This window comes from Microbacterium sp. CFBP 13617, assembly GCF_014839445.1.
Lineage (GTDB): Bacteria > Actinomycetota > Actinomycetes > Actinomycetales > Microbacteriaceae > Microbacterium.
The window spans coordinates 479,717-494,021 of sequence record NZ_JACYNW010000004.1 but is presented as its reverse complement, the minus strand read 5'-3'; the positions used below and the strand labels follow the sequence as shown (position 1 = coordinate 494,021).

General features: G+C 72.6%; 14 protein-coding genes. 4 read left to right on the top strand and 10 right to left on the bottom strand.

The genetic code is table 11. The annotated features are described in order from the left end of the window. Nucleotides 1-80 precede the first annotated feature (80 nt). Nucleotides 81-1,403: a M20/M25/M40 family metallo-hydrolase gene (locus IFU40_RS14250; protein ID WP_191926745.1), complete on the bottom strand. Its 1,323-nt coding sequence runs from the start codon at nt 1,401-1,403 to the stop codon at nt 81-83. Between the two features lie 80 nt (nt 1,404-1,483). On the opposite strand from IFU40_RS14250, the gene IFU40_RS14245 reads away from it, so the two are divergent. Together IFU40_RS14245 and IFU40_RS14240 are read left to right on the top strand one after the other, a co-directional pair. Beyond that, nucleotides 1,484-2,467 (top strand): Gfo/Idh/MocA family protein, encoded by a 984-nt coding sequence (locus IFU40_RS14245; protein WP_055839783.1) that lies wholly within the window; start codon nt 1,484-1,486, stop codon nt 2,465-2,467. 104 nt (nt 2,468-2,571) lie between these two features. After that, complete coding sequence (locus tag IFU40_RS14240; protein WP_055839786.1) at nt 2,572-3,438, top strand: NYN domain-containing protein; 867 nt, start codon at nt 2,572-2,574, stop codon at nt 3,436-3,438. A gap of 144 nt (nt 3,439-3,582) precedes the next feature. On the opposite strand, the gene IFU40_RS14235 is transcribed toward IFU40_RS14240, so the two are convergent. Beyond that, nucleotides 3,583-4,209 (bottom strand): hypothetical protein, encoded by a 627-nt coding sequence (locus IFU40_RS14235; RefSeq protein WP_070409618.1) that lies wholly within the window; start codon nt 4,207-4,209, stop codon nt 3,583-3,585. A gap of 111 nt (nt 4,210-4,320) precedes the next feature. Further along, entirely contained in the window at nt 4,321-5,910 is a 1,590-nt protein-coding gene (locus IFU40_RS14230) for an ATP-dependent DNA ligase (protein ID WP_191926744.1), read from the bottom strand. 254 nt (nt 5,911-6,164) lie between these two features. Between IFU40_RS14230 and IFU40_RS17260 the strand changes: the two genes are divergently transcribed. After that, the gene (locus IFU40_RS17260) at nt 6,165-7,814 is read left to right on the top strand and encodes a RecQ family ATP-dependent DNA helicase (protein WP_191926743.1); all 1,650 of its coding nucleotides are present in this window, start codon (nt 6,165-6,167) and stop codon (nt 7,812-7,814) included. Between the two features lie 123 nt (nt 7,815-7,937). Here the strand turns inward: IFU40_RS17260 and IFU40_RS14220 are convergent, their stop codons facing one another. Genes IFU40_RS14220 through IFU40_RS14210 form a run of 3 tightly spaced genes read right to left on the bottom strand, consistent with a single transcriptional unit; the run spans nt 7,938 to nt 10,218 of the window. Next, nucleotides 7,938-8,345 (bottom strand): DoxX family protein, encoded by a 408-nt coding sequence (locus IFU40_RS14220; protein WP_191926742.1) that lies wholly within the window; start codon nt 8,343-8,345, stop codon nt 7,938-7,940. A gap of 53 nt (nt 8,346-8,398) precedes the next feature. Next, complete coding sequence (locus tag IFU40_RS14215) at nt 8,399-9,007, bottom strand: DUF1349 domain-containing protein (protein WP_191926741.1); 609 nt, start codon at nt 9,005-9,007, stop codon at nt 8,399-8,401. Beyond that, complete coding sequence (locus IFU40_RS14210; RefSeq protein ID WP_342343537.1) at nt 9,004-10,218, bottom strand: DUF418 domain-containing protein; 1,215 nt, start codon at nt 10,216-10,218, stop codon at nt 9,004-9,006. Before IFU40_RS14210 ends, IFU40_RS14215 begins: the two co-directional genes overlap by 4 nt. Before the next feature lie 22 nt (nt 10,219-10,240). Here IFU40_RS14210 and IFU40_RS14205 point away from each other — a divergent pair, with 22 nt between their 5' ends. Continuing rightward, nucleotides 10,241-10,834, top strand: coding sequence for a TetR/AcrR family transcriptional regulator (locus IFU40_RS14205; protein WP_082509473.1), 594 nt, complete (start codon nt 10,241-10,243; stop codon nt 10,832-10,834). Between the two features lie 75 nt (nt 10,835-10,909). Here the strand turns inward: IFU40_RS14205 and IFU40_RS14200 are convergent, their stop codons facing one another. The 4 genes from IFU40_RS14200 to IFU40_RS14185 are packed head-to-tail and all read right to left on the bottom strand — an operon-like array spanning nt 10,910 to nt 14,278. Continuing rightward, nucleotides 10,910-11,665, bottom strand: coding sequence for an ABC transporter ATP-binding protein (locus IFU40_RS14200; protein WP_191926739.1), 756 nt, complete (start codon nt 11,663-11,665; stop codon nt 10,910-10,912). After that, nucleotides 11,662-12,474 carry an ATP-binding cassette domain-containing protein gene (locus tag IFU40_RS14195; protein ID WP_191926738.1) on the bottom strand — a complete coding sequence of 271 codons (813 nt, stop codon included), beginning with the start codon at nt 12,472-12,474 and terminating at the stop codon, nt 11,662-11,664. Before IFU40_RS14195 ends, IFU40_RS14200 begins: the two co-directional genes overlap by 4 nt. After that, complete coding sequence (locus tag IFU40_RS14190; protein ID WP_055937913.1) at nt 12,471-13,334, bottom strand: ABC transporter permease; 864 nt, start codon at nt 13,332-13,334, stop codon at nt 12,471-12,473. The genes IFU40_RS14195 and IFU40_RS14190 overlap by 4 nt, the downstream gene beginning before the upstream one ends. Next, nucleotides 13,331-14,278 (bottom strand): ABC transporter permease, encoded by a 948-nt coding sequence (locus tag IFU40_RS14185; RefSeq protein ID WP_249404233.1) that lies wholly within the window; start codon nt 14,276-14,278, stop codon nt 13,331-13,333. Before IFU40_RS14185 ends, IFU40_RS14190 begins: the two co-directional genes overlap by 4 nt. Nucleotides 14,279-14,305: the final 27 nt, after the last annotated feature.

The window sequence follows — 14,305 nt, the reverse complement described above, 5'->3', positions numbered from 1 at the left end:
TGTTGCGTGACCGGTCACACGAGACTAACCGACGCGCCCGCCTCCCCCGTCGGCCGAGGTTTCCCCCCGTCCACGGGGCGTCAGGACTCCAGCAGAGCGCGGTAGAACCGGATGCCGCGGAGCCACACGTCCACGCGGATGCGCTCGTTCGGAGCGTGCAGCGCGTCACGCTCCGCGCGGGTGAGGTGGAACGGCGCGAAGCGGTACACGGCGTCGGTGAGACCGGTGTAGAAGCGACTGTCGCTGGCGCCGAGCTGCAGATACGGCAGCGCGACCACGTCGTGGCCGAGGGTCGCCGACACCGTCGCCGACAGCCGCCGCCAGGCCTCGCCCCGCCACGGCGACACGGGCGAGGGTTCCCCGCCGTGGCGCAGCTCGATGTCGACGAGCGGGTCGGCCACGGCGCGGCGAAGGTGGATCGCCACGTCGGCGAGGGTGTCGCCGGTGAGCAGGCGGACGTTGACCCCGGCGCGGGCGACCGTGGCCAGCACGTTGTCGCCCGCCGCTCCCTCGAGACGGGTGACGACGGCGGTGGTGCGCACGAGCGCGTTCGTCTCGGGGCCGACCCGCGCCAGCGCCCTCGTCAGCAGGGGCGCCGTGACACGGCCGTGCCGGAACACCGTGCCCAGCGGGGGCGCGGCGTGGGCCGCCGCCGTCGCGAGCATGGCCCGCACGGGTGGGGCGAGGCGCAGCGGGAACGGGCGGCGACGCAGGCGATCGACGGCCCGGGCGAGACGGGCCGTCGCGGGCATGGCGGGCGGCGTCGAGGCGTGTCCGCCGGCCTCGCGCGTCACGAGGTCGAACGTCGCGACTCCGCGTTCGGCGACGCCGATCATGGCGGTGGGCGCGGCGACGCCGGGGACGGCTCCCTCCACCACCGCTCCCCCCTCGTCGAGCACCAGGGCCGGACGCACGCCCCGCTCGGCGAGCAGCGCGGCCATCGCCTGGGCCCCCGTGCCGCGGGTCTCTTCGTCGTGGCCGAGGGCGAGCCAGATGTCGGTGCGAGGGACGACCCCGTCGGCCAGGGCCTGCTCGACGGCCTCGAAGATGGCGACGAGGGCGCCCTTATCGTCGATCGCCCCCCGGGCGTGGATCGTGCGGTCGGCTCCCTCGCCCACGATCTCGGCCGAGAACGGCGGATGCCGCCACTGCTGCCCCTCGACGGGGACGACGTCCTGGTGCGCGAGGAGCACCAGGGGCGCGGCGTCGGTCGTTCCCGCCCAGCGGTAGAGCAGCGACCGCCCCGCGACGACCTCGCGCTCGAGCCGGCTGTGGACGAGCGGGTAGAGACGTTCGAGGGCGGCGTGGAACGCGGCGAAGGCCTCGTCGTCGACGTCGGCGGGGTCGAACCGCGACACCGTCGCGATGGCCAGGAGCTCGCGGAAGCGCTCGACGGGCGTCATGCGACGAGCCTAGACGGCCGCTCCTGTCGCCGTGCGGCCCGGCGGGCCCCCGGAGGGTTGCGCGCCGATACGGTGGGGGTATGACCGGACTGCACTGGGGCATCCTCGCCACGGGCGGCATTGCGCACGCCTTCACCTCCGACCTGCGTACCGCGGGTCTCCACGTCGCCGCCGTCGGCTCACGCCGCATCGAGAGCGCTCGAGAGTTCGCCGAGACCTACGGCATCCCGAACGCGCACGGCTCGTACGACGACCTCGTCGCCGACCCCACGGTCGACATCGTGTACATCGCCACCCCGCACCCCGGCCACGTCGACACGGCGCTGCTCGCCCTCGACCACGGCAAGCACGTGCTGGTCGAGAAGCCGTTCACGCTCAACGAGGTCGAAGCCGCCGCCATCCGCGACAAGGCCGCCGAGAAGGGTCTGCTCGCCATGGAGGCGATGTGGACGCGCTACCTGCCGCACATGGTGCGCATCCGCGAGATCCTCGCCGCGGGAACGCTCGGCGAGATCCGCGTGGTGTCGGCCGATCACACGCAGAAGATCTCCACCGACCCCGCGCACCGCCTCAACGCGCTCGAGCTCGGCGGCGGTGCGCTGCTCGACCTCGGCATCTACCCGATCTCGTTCGCCGTCGACGTGCTCGGCCTTCCCGAGCGCATCACCGCGCTGGCGCGCCTGTCGGATGCCGGGAGCGACGCCGAGGTCGCCACGGTGTTCGCCCACGCCGGCGGCGCGGTGTCGACCACCGTGTCGTCGTCACGGGGCGCCGGCACCAACTCGGCGCAGATCGTCGGCACCGAGGCCCGCATCGAGATCGATCGGGTCTGGTACACCCCGACGTCGTTCCGCGTCGTCACGCCCGACAACGCGGTGGCCGAGCAGTTCACGAGTGAGGTCGAGGGACGCGGCATGCAGTATCAGGCCCTCGCGGCCGAGCGTCTGATCGCCGCGGGAGCCACGTCGAGCGACGTGCAGCCGATCGATGAGACCGTGGCGATCATGGGCGTGCTCGACGAGGTGCGCCGGCAGATCGGCGTCGTCTACCCCGGGGAGCGCTGAGCCCGCCTCACGGTCCCCGCACGCGCGGGGCGGCACACGCGGGCGGCACGCCGGCAGGGGTGTCGACTACCCATGGACCGCGGGGACGGGTCAGACTGGACGGTATGCCCGATACGCAGACCGCCCGCGTCGCCGTCTACCTCGACTTCGACAACATCGTGATGTCCTGGTACGACCGCGTGCACGGGCGCAACGCCTACTCGCGTGATCGGCAGAAGATCGCCGAGAACCCCATGGATCCCGAGATCGCCGAGCGTCTCACCAAGGCGACGATCGACGTGGGCGCGGTCATCGACTACGCGGCGTCGTTCGGCACCCTCGTGCTCACGCGCGCCTACGCCGACTGGTCGGCGCCCGTGAACGCCGAGTACCGCTCGCAGCTGGTCGCGCGCGCGGTCGACCTCGTGCAGCTGTTCCCCGCCGCGGCGTACGCCAAGAACGGCGCCGACATCCGTCTCGCGGTGGATGCCGTGGAGGACATGTTCCGCCTCCCCGACCTGACCCACGTCGTCATCGTCGCCGGTGACAGCGACTACGTTCCCCTCGCCCAGCGCTGCAAGCGGCTCGGACGGTACGTCGTCGGCGTCGGCGTGGCGGGGTCGACCGCGAAGTCGCTCGCGGCCGCGTGCGATCGCTTCGACGCCTACGACTCGCTGCCCGGCATTCCGAAGCTGGCCGAGACGAAGAAGGACAAGGATGCCGCTCCCTCGCGGCCGCGCACCCGGAGTCGTTCGAAGGATCCCGCGGTCGACCTGCTCGAGCGCGCCATGCAGCTCGAAGCCGAGCGCGCCGACGGCGAGTGGCTGCACGCGTCGGCGGTGAAGGACCTCATGAAGCGTCTCGACCCCTCGTTCAGCGAGAAGGCCCTCGGGTTCCGCAGCTTCTCGGACTTCTTGAAGGCGCAGACCGCCCACGTCGAGGTCGACGAGGAGTCGAACGTCGTGCAGGTGAAGGCCGTCACGCGGAGCTGACCCGGGCGACGGGGGATCCCGTCGGCCGAGGTTCCGGAGGCGGGGATTCCCGCGACCGGGACCCCGTCGACGGGAAGCCCGGCGACGGGGATCGCGGCGACGGCGCGCCCGATGCGCCGACGCCGGGCTCCGCGCGCGGGGGCCTCAGCGCCTCTCGGCGCCCGGGGCGACGTGGGCGAGCACGCGGTCCCAGACCGACGTCAGCGTCACGTGGCCGTTGACCGATCCGATCTCGTCGTCGGGCACGATCTGCATCTCGGCCGACCGCATCCGCTCGACGTACCACTCGGCATCGCCGGTCGCCGCGGGACCGTCGCCGCCGACGATCACGAGCGCCTCCGCGTCGAGATGGTCGAGCAGGGGCGTGCGCAGATCGCGGCTGAGCGGGTCGGACGGGCTCTCGACCCCCACGATCGCCAGGCGATCGACGACGGGACCCATCGCCGCGGCCAGGTAGATCGCGATCGCTCCCGCCGACCGCTCCCCCACCAGGCCGACGGGGACTCCCGGGGCCTCGCGCTCGACAAGCTCACGCAGGGCGTCGACGGTGAGCGCGGCGGGGGTCTGCCCGCCGAACACCGGCGGGTCTTCCAATTCGGGGGCGTCGAGACCGACCGCGATGATGCGCACGTCGTAGCCCGAGGTCACCCGAGAGTCGGGGTCGGTCGTGGACACATCGCCGGTGCGCAGCACGAACACCGCGCGCGGAGCTCCGGGAGTGCCGAAGCTGCGGTAGCCGAGCTCACCGTCGAGCCAGGGGGCCAGACTCATCGAGGGGTCCTTTCGTCGTGCTGTCGTGTCGTCCCCGGCGGGGAGGAGTCATCGGGGCGGTCGGCTCGTCGGTCATCCGGCCGTCGGCCGAGCATCGTGGGTCGAGCATCGTCACTCGACGGTCGCGTCGGCGGCGCTCCCACTGCTGCCCGCGCCCACGCCGTCACTACCGCCCGCGCCCGCGGGGAGCATCGCCCGCAGGGTGTCGATCGTGTCGGCGTCGACCGCCGTCTTGTCGGGACGGTATGCCTTCACCCGGGCGAAGCGCAGCGCCACGCCGCCCGGATACCGCACCGATCGCTGCACCCCGTCGATCGCGATCTCGACGACCGTATCGGCGACGACCCGGATGCCGCCCGGCACCGCTCCCGTCTCGCGCTCGGCGAAGTGCGCGGTCTGCCACCGCAGGGTCTCGTCGGTCAGGCCCTTGAAGGTCTTGCCGACCATGACGAAACCGCCGGGTTCGCCGAAACGACCCTCGGGATCGCGCGCCCCCAGGTGCAGGTTCGAAAACCACTCCGCGCGACGCCCCGAACCGCGTTCGACGCCCAGCACGACCAGGTCGAACGTGTGCACGGGTTTGACCTTGAGCCAGCTCTTGCCGCGTCGACCCGCGGAATAGCTCGCGTCGAGGCCTTTCACCATCACGCCCTCGTGCCCCGCGTCGAGAGCGGCGCGGGCGAAGGAGTCTGCCGCGTCGACGTCATCGGTGAGCAGGGCGGGGATGCGGTAGACGCCGGCCACGCGCTCCAGCTCGTCGAGGCGGGCCTCGAGGGGGTCGTCGATCAGGTCGCGCCCGTCGACGTGCAGGATGTCGAAGAACCAGGGGCGCAGGGCGATCTCGCGTGCCGTCTCGGCCCCGAAACGCGCCATCGTGTCTTGGAACGGGCGCGGGGCACCGTCGTCGTCGAGCGACAGCGTCTCGCCGTCGAGGATCACGTCGTCGACCGGCAGCGCGCGCGCGACCTCGACGATCTCGGGCACGCGGTGCGTGACGTCGGCCAGCGTGCGCGTGTAGACCGTGACCTCGTCGCCGTGTCGGTGCACCTGCACCCGCGCACCGTCGAGCTTGTACTCCACCGAGGCGCGACCGGCCGTCTGCAGCGCCTCGGCCACGGTCGCCGCGGTCGAGGCGAGCATGGGCTGCACGCCGCGACCGACGACCAGGCCCACGGCGCTGAGATCGTCGACCGACCCGGTGAGCGCGACGCGAGCCGTCTCGCCGAGATCGCCCGACAGCATGGCGGCCCGACGCACGAGCGCGCCGTCGCGGTCACCGGCCCGGGCGATGGCATCCACCAGCACGCCCTCGAGCGCTCCGGTGCGCAGCTCGCCCGTCATGATGCGGATGAGCAGGTGCCACTCGTTCGCGGTGGCCCGCGAGGCGAGATCGTCGAGCAGCCCCGTGCGGACCGCCGCCGACCCCGCTCCCCCGACCTCGACCAGGCGCGAGAAGGCGTCGTCGACGTCGCCGACGGTGAGCGTCGAGGTGTCGGCGTGCTCGCCGCCGCGTGCCGAGAGCGTGCGCCACCCGACGCCCAGGCGGCCCTGGCGCGGAGACGCGGTCAGCAGTCCCACGGCGGGCTCGATCTCGTCGGGGGCGAGCGCGCGCAGCACCGCGGCGAGCGCGTCGACCTTGGCCAGGCGGGATCGGGTACCCGTGACCGTCGTGAGGGCCGTGTCGATATCGCCGAGGAGCATGTCGGCATCCTGGCATCCCCCTCCGACATCGCCCGTCGGCTTGCGCGGGCGGGACGGTCGTGGCATCGGGGGTGACCGGGGCGCCAGGTCGCACGGCTGCGTCGTGAGCCCGGCCGATCGTGCCGCCCCCGCACGCCCGCCCTGGTGAGCGAGCCCCGCGACACCGCTCATCACACGTTGCCTCGGCTCGCAACCCCCGACTCGATGTCGGAGGTTCGGGGTGTGCTGGACGCCTCCCCCAGGAATGAGGCCCCGTGAACGCTCCCGCCACCCTCGAACAGTCCGCCCGCACCGCCCGCGACGTCTTCGGCTGGGACGACCTGCTGCCGGGCCAGGCCGAGGCGATCGACGCGGTCGTGAGCGGCCGCGACACCCTGGTGGTCTTCCCCACCGGTGCCGGCAAGTCGGCCGTGTACCAGATCGCCGGGTGCGAGCTCGGCGGAGTCACGGTCGTCATCTCGCCCCTGCTGGCCCTCCAGCGCGACCAGATCGACTCCATCGACGCGGCTCCCGACGCCCCCGCCGCCGTCGCCCTGAACTCCCGGGCCGGTGCCGCCGCGCGCGCCGCGGCGTGGGCGGCCATCGAGGGCGACGACGCGGTCTACGCCTTCCTGGCCCCCGAGCAGCTCGCGAACCCCGAGGTGTTCGACCGCCTCGCGCACACCGACGTGCGGCTCATCGTCGTCGACGAGGCGCACTGCGTCTCGGCGTGGGGGCACGACTTCCGCCCCGACTACGCGCGGATCGGCGACGTCGTCGACGCACTCGGCCACCCTCCCGTGCTGGCGTTGACGGCCACGGCATCCGCCCCCGTCCGCGACGACATCGTCGCCAGCCTGCGCATGCGCGAGCCTCACCTCGAGGTGCGGGGCATGGACCGCCCCGAGATCCACATGGCCGTGCGGCGACACGAGCACGACGCCGACAAGCGTCGCGCCGTCCTCGCTGACGTGCAGGATGCCGGCGGCCCTGCGCTGCTGTACGTGGCGACCCGAAAGGGAACCGAGACCTACGCCGACGAGCTGGGCGCGCTGGGCCTGCGGGCGGCGGCCTACCACGGGGCCATGGCGCAGAAGCGGCGCGACGAGGTGCACACGGCGTGGAGCGCGGGCGAGCTCGACGTGGTCGTGGCGACCTCGGCGTTCGGCATGGGCGTCGACAAGAGCGACGTGCGCCTGGTCGTGCACGCCGACGTCACCGAGTCGCTCGACTCGTACGCGCAAGAGATCGGCCGGGCGGCGCGCGACGGTCAGCCGGCGCGGGCGATCCTGCACTACCGCGCCGAGGACTTCTCGCTCCGGTCGTTCTTCGCGGGCGGCCACACCAAGCGCGCCGACATCGCGGGCGTCTGGGACGTGCTGCAGCGGGCCGAGAGGCCGATGCGCGCGAAGGACATCGCCGACGAGGGCGGTCGTTCCGTGCGCGCCATCGGCCGCGTGCTGAACCACCTGGTCGCCTGCGATCTGGCCGTATCGGGAGCCGAGGGCGTCTCGATCCTGGCGGAGGTGTCGGCCGGCGACGCGGTGAGCGCCGTGCGTGAGCGCGACGAGGCCGAGGAACGCATCCGCGCGTCGCGCATCGAGATCATGCGCGGCTACGCCGAGACGGTCCACTGCCGACGCCGGGCCCTGCTCGAGTACTTCGGCGTCGAGACCCCGAGCCACTGCGGATCGTGCGACCGCTGCGACACCGGAGCCGCCGCGCCGATCGACGAACCGGCCGCCGCGGACGACACCGACGGCATCCGCATCGACTCCACGGTCGAACACGGCGAGTTCGGCGTGGGCACGGTCATGGCGATCGAAGACGACCGGCTGACGGTGTTCTTCGCCGACCACGGCTACAAGGTTCTCGCTCGCGCGGCGTTCGAGCGCGGCATCCTCGAACTCGGCGAGGCGGCGTAGTCGCGGCGGATCCTTCTTCGCGGCGGGACCGCGCGCAGGATCGACCGCGTCGGTGACACCCGCCCTGGGTGCAGCGCAGGGGTCGTCACCGCGGCGAAGACAGGGTCCGGGCGCGGCGCGGGGTCATCGAGCCCGCGTCGACCACCACGCCCACGCCACGAGCGGTACCTGCAGGAACAGCCGCGCGAAGCGGGCACGCTCGGTGTTCAGACCCGGCGCCGAGCGCCCGGTGCGCCACTGGTGCACGTTCCCCGGGAACACGGCGACGAAGAACGCGGCGATCGCGGCTCCGATGCGGCCGCGCTCGCCAGGCAGGGCGACCAGTGCGGTGCCGAGCAGCACTTCGACAGCCCCGGATGCCACGACGATGGCATCCTTGTCGAGGTGCAGCAGGCGGGTGGCCCACCCCGGCACGACGATGCGATAGCCCCGGCGCCCCCACGTCACGTGGCTGACGCCGGCGCCGACGAGCAGCAGAGCCAGGCCGCCGCGGGCGACGGAGCGGATGGTGAGACCTCGATGTCGTGCCATCGGGTCAGTCTGCCATCCGTGCCGGGGCGCGGGGTCGCCGCGCGGGTCGCGACTCAGCTCAGGTTGCGCAGGTCGGTCAGCGAGCGAGACGCGAAGGCGATCTCGTCGAACACCGCCGTCGCGTCGGGCCCCATCGGCGCCTGCGCGAGAAAGCCCACCGCGACCGCCGTCGACTCGGCACCCAGGCGGAACACCCGCACGAAGTGCCACGACACCCCGTCGAGCGAGAAGTGGAAGACGAAGGCCGGGCCGGTGCGCGCGACACGCAGCCACACCGCGTCGGTCGTGAAGACCGGCCCGTTCGCATCGTCGGAGAACCCGTCGGTCACGACGCTGACGACCATGGCCTCCCCCTGCGGGGAGTACTCGTTGCAGAGCTTCGCCCACCGGTCGGGATCGGACCAGAGCGCGAGTGCTCCCGCGTCGAAGGTCGAACGCGCGCCGACGACGCGCACACGCGCCGAGAGGACGAAGTCGGTCTCCGGTGCGGCGAAGGCGAGCGCCGTCGCGGCATGCTGGGCCGCACCGCCCGCCGAGTCGTTGGTCCAATCGACGCCACCGGCCGACCGCAGGGTGAGCGCGCGCGCGGTCTCGTCGTACTCGGCGTCGCCGTCGACGCCGGTCCAGTGCAGGGCGGGAAGGCCGGGGAGAGAGAGGGTCACGACGGCACCCTATCGGTGCGGTCGCTCGGCGTTGCGGATGCTCCGCCGCGGCGGGGTCGCGTGCCGAGGTCGGCCGCCGCGCGCCACAGCCACTCGACCGGACCGGCCGAGAACCGCCGAAGCCACAGGTGCGCCGCGGCGGCGACGACCGCGGTGATCACGAGGAAGGCCGCCACCGTCACCGGCACGCGCCAGGGCGCGAGGGTGGACGCGAGCCCGAAGCCCCAGCCGTAGAAGAGCGCCCCGCCGAGGAGGTTCTGCAGCAGGTAGGCGCTGAGCGCGACCCGGCCGATCTCGGTGGCGCGGCGGGCGAACCACCCGCCGGTGCCCCGACGCACGCAGAGCTCGACCACGAGCCCCAGGATGCCGAGAGCCACGACCGGGGCGACCACGTACCGCTCGAGCAGCAGCCCGGCGGAGGTCGCCGACAGCGCGAGGACGAGGTCGACGGGAGCCGCGCAGAGCCCGGCGATCATGAGTCGGCGACGCAGTCGAGCGCCCTCGGCCGAGAACACCCCCGCCCGCAGAAGTGCAGCGCCGGCGAGGAACATCGCGAGCGAGAGGAAGCCGATGAGCACGGGTTCGGCGCGGAAGACCGCCGCGTTGTCGAGGCGGAACGCGGCGAGACCCAGGAACGATGCGTCGGCGTAGGGGCTGGGCTCGGACGGCAGCGGGAGGTCGGCATCCGCCCCGGGAAGAACGGTCAGCACCAGGACGAGGAGCGACATGACCGCGAGGTGGATGCCGCCGAAGACGACGATGAGGGCTCGTTGGGCCCGCGGGCGCGTCAGGAGCAGGAACGACACGACCGCGGCGGTGACGGCGTACCCCATCAGCACGTCGAACTCGGCGATGAGGATGTAGTTCACGACGCCGTCGACGAAGAGCAGGGCGGCGCGCCACAGATAGCGCCCGGGCCACCGTCGCTGCTGCCGCACGGCCGAGCGGTGCTGGATCGCGAGTCCGACCCCGAAGGTCAGCGAGAGCAGGGCGAGGAACTTGCCCTGCGCCAACGCCATGAGGGCCAACTGCGTCGTCGCCGCCGCGGAGGATTCGCTCGACAGCACCGGCGCACTGAGCATGCCGAGCAGGCCCCAGGGGTGCGAGAAGACCCAGACGTTGGTGGCGAGCGTGCCGACGATGGCGATTCCGCGCACGACGTCGAGGGCGGCGAGACGGCCCCGATCCGGCAATACGTTCGTATTGTTCACGGCTTCACCGTAGCCTACGACGGTGGATGAATCAGCCCCCTCTTCTGCGCGCGGAGGAAAAGACGCCATCGCCGAGGCGGTGCTGCGCGTGCTCTCGACGGGCGGGGCCGACGACCTGAGCGTGCGCAAGGTCGCCGCCGAGGCGGGCGTCTCGGTCGGGGCGGTGCAGCACCACTTCCCCACGCGCGCCGCGCTGATCATCGGGGCGATGGATGCCGTGAACGCCCTGTTCCGCGCGCGTATCCGCTCCGCACTGGCCGAGGCGGCCACCGCGCGGGAACGCCTCTCCACCGTGTGCGAGGAGCTGGCCTGCCTCGGCGACGCCGGTCCGCGCGACGCCATCGTCTGGACGGCCTTCGCCTCGCGCGCCGGAACGGACCCCCGGGTGCGCGACATCCACGTGCAGGGCTGGCGAGCGGCCGAGGGTTTCGTCCAGACCCTGTTGACGGAGGCCTATCCCGACGCCGGCATCACGCCCGACGACGCCGCATTGCTGCTGGCCACCCTCGACGGCATCGCCGTCGCGCGGGGCGCGGAGGGCGACGACCGCATGGCGCGCGACCGCGCGCGGCGGATCATCGCCGCCGTACTGGCCCCGTTCGCCGACCGGCGGTGACGGCCGCCCCTGTCGCCGTGACGCCCGTCGCCGTAGGACGCGCGCGCCCGACGCTGCCGCTCCGGGCCGTTCAGCTCAGAGGGGAAGCCTCGGTACCGAGGCCAGCAGTCGGGTCGTATAGGGATGCTGCGGGCGCGAGAGCACCTCGGCCGTCTCGCCCACCTCGACGATCCGGCCGCCCTCGAGCACGGCGATCCGCGCGCACAGGGCCGACACGATCGTGAGGTCGTGCGAGACGAGCAGCATGCCGATGCCGCGCTCGCGGGCGAGCGAGCGGAGCAGGTCGATCACCTGCATGCGCACGCTCGTGTCGAGGGCGCTGACGGGCTCGTCGGCCAGCAGCAACCGCGGCGACGGGGCGAGCGCGCGGGCGATGGCGATCCGCTGTCGCTGGCCGCCCGAGAACGCGTCGGGGTAGCGCTCGGCCGCGTCGGCGGGCAGCCCCACGTCGGCGAGCAGGCCCGCCACCCGGGCGCGCCGGTCGCCCTCGATGCCGAGCGATCGCAGCGGTTCGGCGATGGCGTCGCCGACCTTCATGCGCGGGTCGAGCGACGAGAAGGGGTCTTGGTAGATCGGTTGCACGGCCCGGCGGAAGGCCCGCAGCGCCACGCGGCGAGCGGGCAGCGGCGCGCCCTCGAAGTGGACGGTGCCTCTCGTGGGCGCGCGGAGTCCGAGCGCGAGCTGCAGCAGCGACGATTTGCCGGCTCCCGACTCCCCCACCAGGCCGACGCTCTCGCCGGGGGCGATCGCCAACGACACGTCTGTCAGCACGGGGCGGTCGGCCCGGTACGCGAAGTCGACGTGATCGAGCGACAGGATCGGGACCGTCATCGCGTCTCCTTCGGCAGCAGATCGTCGAGGGCGCGGGATGCGGCGACGAGCTCGCGCGTGTAGGGCTCGACCGGCGCCGAGACGAGCGTCGCGGTGTCGGCGACCTCGATCTGTCGCCCGCCCTTCATCACGAGCACCCGGTCGGTCATCCTGGTGACCACGGGGAGGTCGTGGCTGATGAACAACAGCGCCATGCCGCGTTCGGTGACCTCGCGCTGCAGCAGATCGAGGACGCCGGCCTGCACCGTCACGTCGAGGGCGGTCGTCGGCTCGTCGGCGATGAGCAGGTCGGGAGAGCCCGCGAGGGCGAGGGCGATCGCGACGCGCTGGCGTTGGCCGCCCGAGATCTCGTGGACGTACGACCGCGCGACGCGCTCGGGCTCGGCGAGCTTCACGTCGGCGAGCGCGTCGAGGACGGCGCGCTTCAGCTCATCACCGCGCAGTCCCCGGTGCCGGCGCAGGGGCCAGGCGAGCTGTCCGCCCACGCGCATGAGCGGATCGAGCGAGGCCAACGGCTCCTGGAACACCGCGCCGAGGACCGTGCCCCGGACGCCGTCGAGCGTGCGCTGCGATGCCGCCACGGCATCCACGACGCCCTCCGACGAGCGGACGCGAACCGCTCCGCGGGCACGGAGCGGATGGGCGAGCAGGCCCAGCGCGGCGAGGGCGGTGAGCGACTTGCCCGACCCGGACTCGCCGATGATGCCGACCCGCTCGCCCGGGGCGACCGAGAGCGAGACGGATTCGACGAGGGCGCGGTCGTCGAGATCGACGCCGAGGTCATCGAACTCGAGCAGGGGCGCGGTCATCGGATGCTCCTCGAGGCGGGGTCGGCCACGTCGCGCACGCCGTCGGCGAGCAGGTTGATGCCGACGATCGTGGCGACGAGCAGGATGCCGGGGAGCAGCGCCGCCGTCGGAGCGATCGTCACGGTGCTCTGGGCCTCCTGCAGCATGCGGCCCCAGGACGCGTTCGGCGGCGGCGAGCCCAGGCCGAGGTACGACAGGGACGCCTCGGCGATCACGGCGCCGCCGAACTGGAGGGCCAGCGGCACGATCAGCGTCGGCCAGACGTTCGGAAGCACGTGCCGCCAGACGATGCCGAAGGTGCCGGTGCCGGACGTGCGGGCTGCCGTGACGAAATCCCGCCCGAGCACCCGAACGGCCGTGACGCGGGTCAGCCGCGCGATCACGGCGGATCCGGCGAGGCCGATCGCGAGGATCGCCGACTCCACCGACGCTCCGCGCCACGCGACGATGAGCATGGCCAGCAGCAGCGTGGGGAAGGCGATCGCGATGTCGAGAAGGCTCGAGATCGCGTCGTCGATCACGCGACCTGTCACCGCGGCGACGAGGCCGACGACGATACCGACGACCGCGGCGATCACGACGGACCCGACGCCCACGAGCATCGCCAGGCGCGCCCCGATCATCAGCTGAGAGAAGAGGTCGCGACCGAGCCGGTCGGTGCCCGCCCAGTGCTCCGCGCCCGGTGGGAGCAGACGGCCACCGCCGGTGTCTTCGGGGGCGAACGGCGTCCAGAACGACGAGACGATCGCGATGACCGCGATCGCGCCGAACAAGACCGCGCCGATCGTCAGGTTCAGCGAGCGGCGACGCCGGGGGGCGGGGCGCTGCGCCACGATGACGACGGGGGGAACGGCGCTCATGCGACGGCCTTCGCCCGGCGGTTGCCCGACAGCGTCCCCCGCAGGCGCGGGTCGATGAGACGTTGAGCGACGTCGGCGACGAAGCCGAGCAGCAGCACGAGGGCGGTGGAGAACAGGATCACTCCCTGCACGCTGGGGAAGTCCTGCTCGCGAATGGCGACGAGGAGCATGTCCCCGAGTCCGGGGAGGGCGAACACGCGCTCGATGATGACCGCGCCGACGAACGTCGTCGACAGTTGGATGGCGAGGATCGAGATCACCGGCACGACCCCGTTGCGGATGCCGTGTCGCCACAGCGCCGTCGAGAAGCTCTGCCCCGTGGCCCGGGCGGCGCGCAGGTACTGCTGGCCGAGCACGTCGAGCGTCGCGCTGCGCACGTAGCGGGCCAGGTCGCTGCCGGCGACGATGGCGATGGTCAGCACGGGGAGGGTCAGGGCGAACAGAGCGGCGCCCGGATCCTCCCAGTCGCGACGGGGGAAGCCACCGGCGGGGAACAACCGCCAGTTCAGCGAGAGCACGCCCACGAGCAGGATGCCGACCCAGAAGACCGGCACGGCTCCGCCCAGCTGCGACAACGCCGAGAAGGTGGTGCCGTACCAGGTGCGCGACTTCCACGCCGCGAGGAACCCGACCGGCACCGCGATGATGACCGACAGCGCGAACGACAGCAGCGTCAACGGCAGGGTGACGTTCAGTCGACGGAGGATCTCGTCGCCCACCGACAGTCGGTTGGTGAAGCTCTGCCCCAGATCGAGTGTCGCGAGCTGGCCGACGTAGTCGACGAACTGCTCCCAGATCGGCCGGTCGACGCCCAACCGGGCTGCCGCCGCCTGGATCTCGGCATCCGTCGCCCCCACCGAGATGAGAGCGAAGACGGGATTGCCGAGCACACGCAGCACGACGAACAGGATCACCACGGCCAGCGAGAACGCCAGCAGCAGCAATCCTGTCCGTCGAATCAGATATCGCCC

What these genes read in the sequence shown, in the direction of transcription:
- IFU40_RS14250 (WP_191926745.1), bottom strand. Translation starts at nt 1,403, where the DNA reads ATGACGCCCGTCGAGCGCTTCCGCGAGCTCCTGGCCATCGCGACGGTG.
- IFU40_RS14245 (WP_055839783.1), top strand. Translation starts at nt 1,484, where the DNA reads ATGACCGGACTGCACTGGGGCATCCTCGCCACGGGCGGCATTGCGCAC.
- IFU40_RS14240 (WP_055839786.1), top strand. Translation starts at nt 2,572, where the DNA reads ATGCCCGATACGCAGACCGCCCGCGTCGCCGTCTACCTCGACTTCGAC.
- IFU40_RS14235 (WP_070409618.1), bottom strand. Translation starts at nt 4,209, where the DNA reads ATGAGTCTGGCCCCCTGGCTCGACGGTGAGCTCGGCTACCGCAGCTTC.
- IFU40_RS14230 (WP_191926744.1), bottom strand. Translation starts at nt 5,910, where the DNA reads ATGCTCCTCGGCGATATCGACACGGCCCTCACGACGGTCACGGGTACC.
- IFU40_RS14220 (WP_191926742.1), bottom strand. Translation starts at nt 8,345, where the DNA reads ATGGCACGACATCGAGGTCTCACCATCCGCTCCGTCGCCCGCGGCGGC.
- IFU40_RS14200 (WP_191926739.1), bottom strand. Translation starts at nt 11,665, where the DNA reads ATGACGGTCCCGATCCTGTCGCTCGATCACGTCGACTTCGCGTACCGG.
- IFU40_RS14195 (WP_191926738.1), bottom strand. Translation starts at nt 12,474, where the DNA reads ATGACCGCGCCCCTGCTCGAGTTCGATGACCTCGGCGTCGATCTCGAC.
- IFU40_RS14190 (WP_055937913.1), bottom strand. Translation starts at nt 13,334, where the DNA reads ATGAGCGCCGTTCCCCCCGTCGTCATCGTGGCGCAGCGCCCCGCCCCC.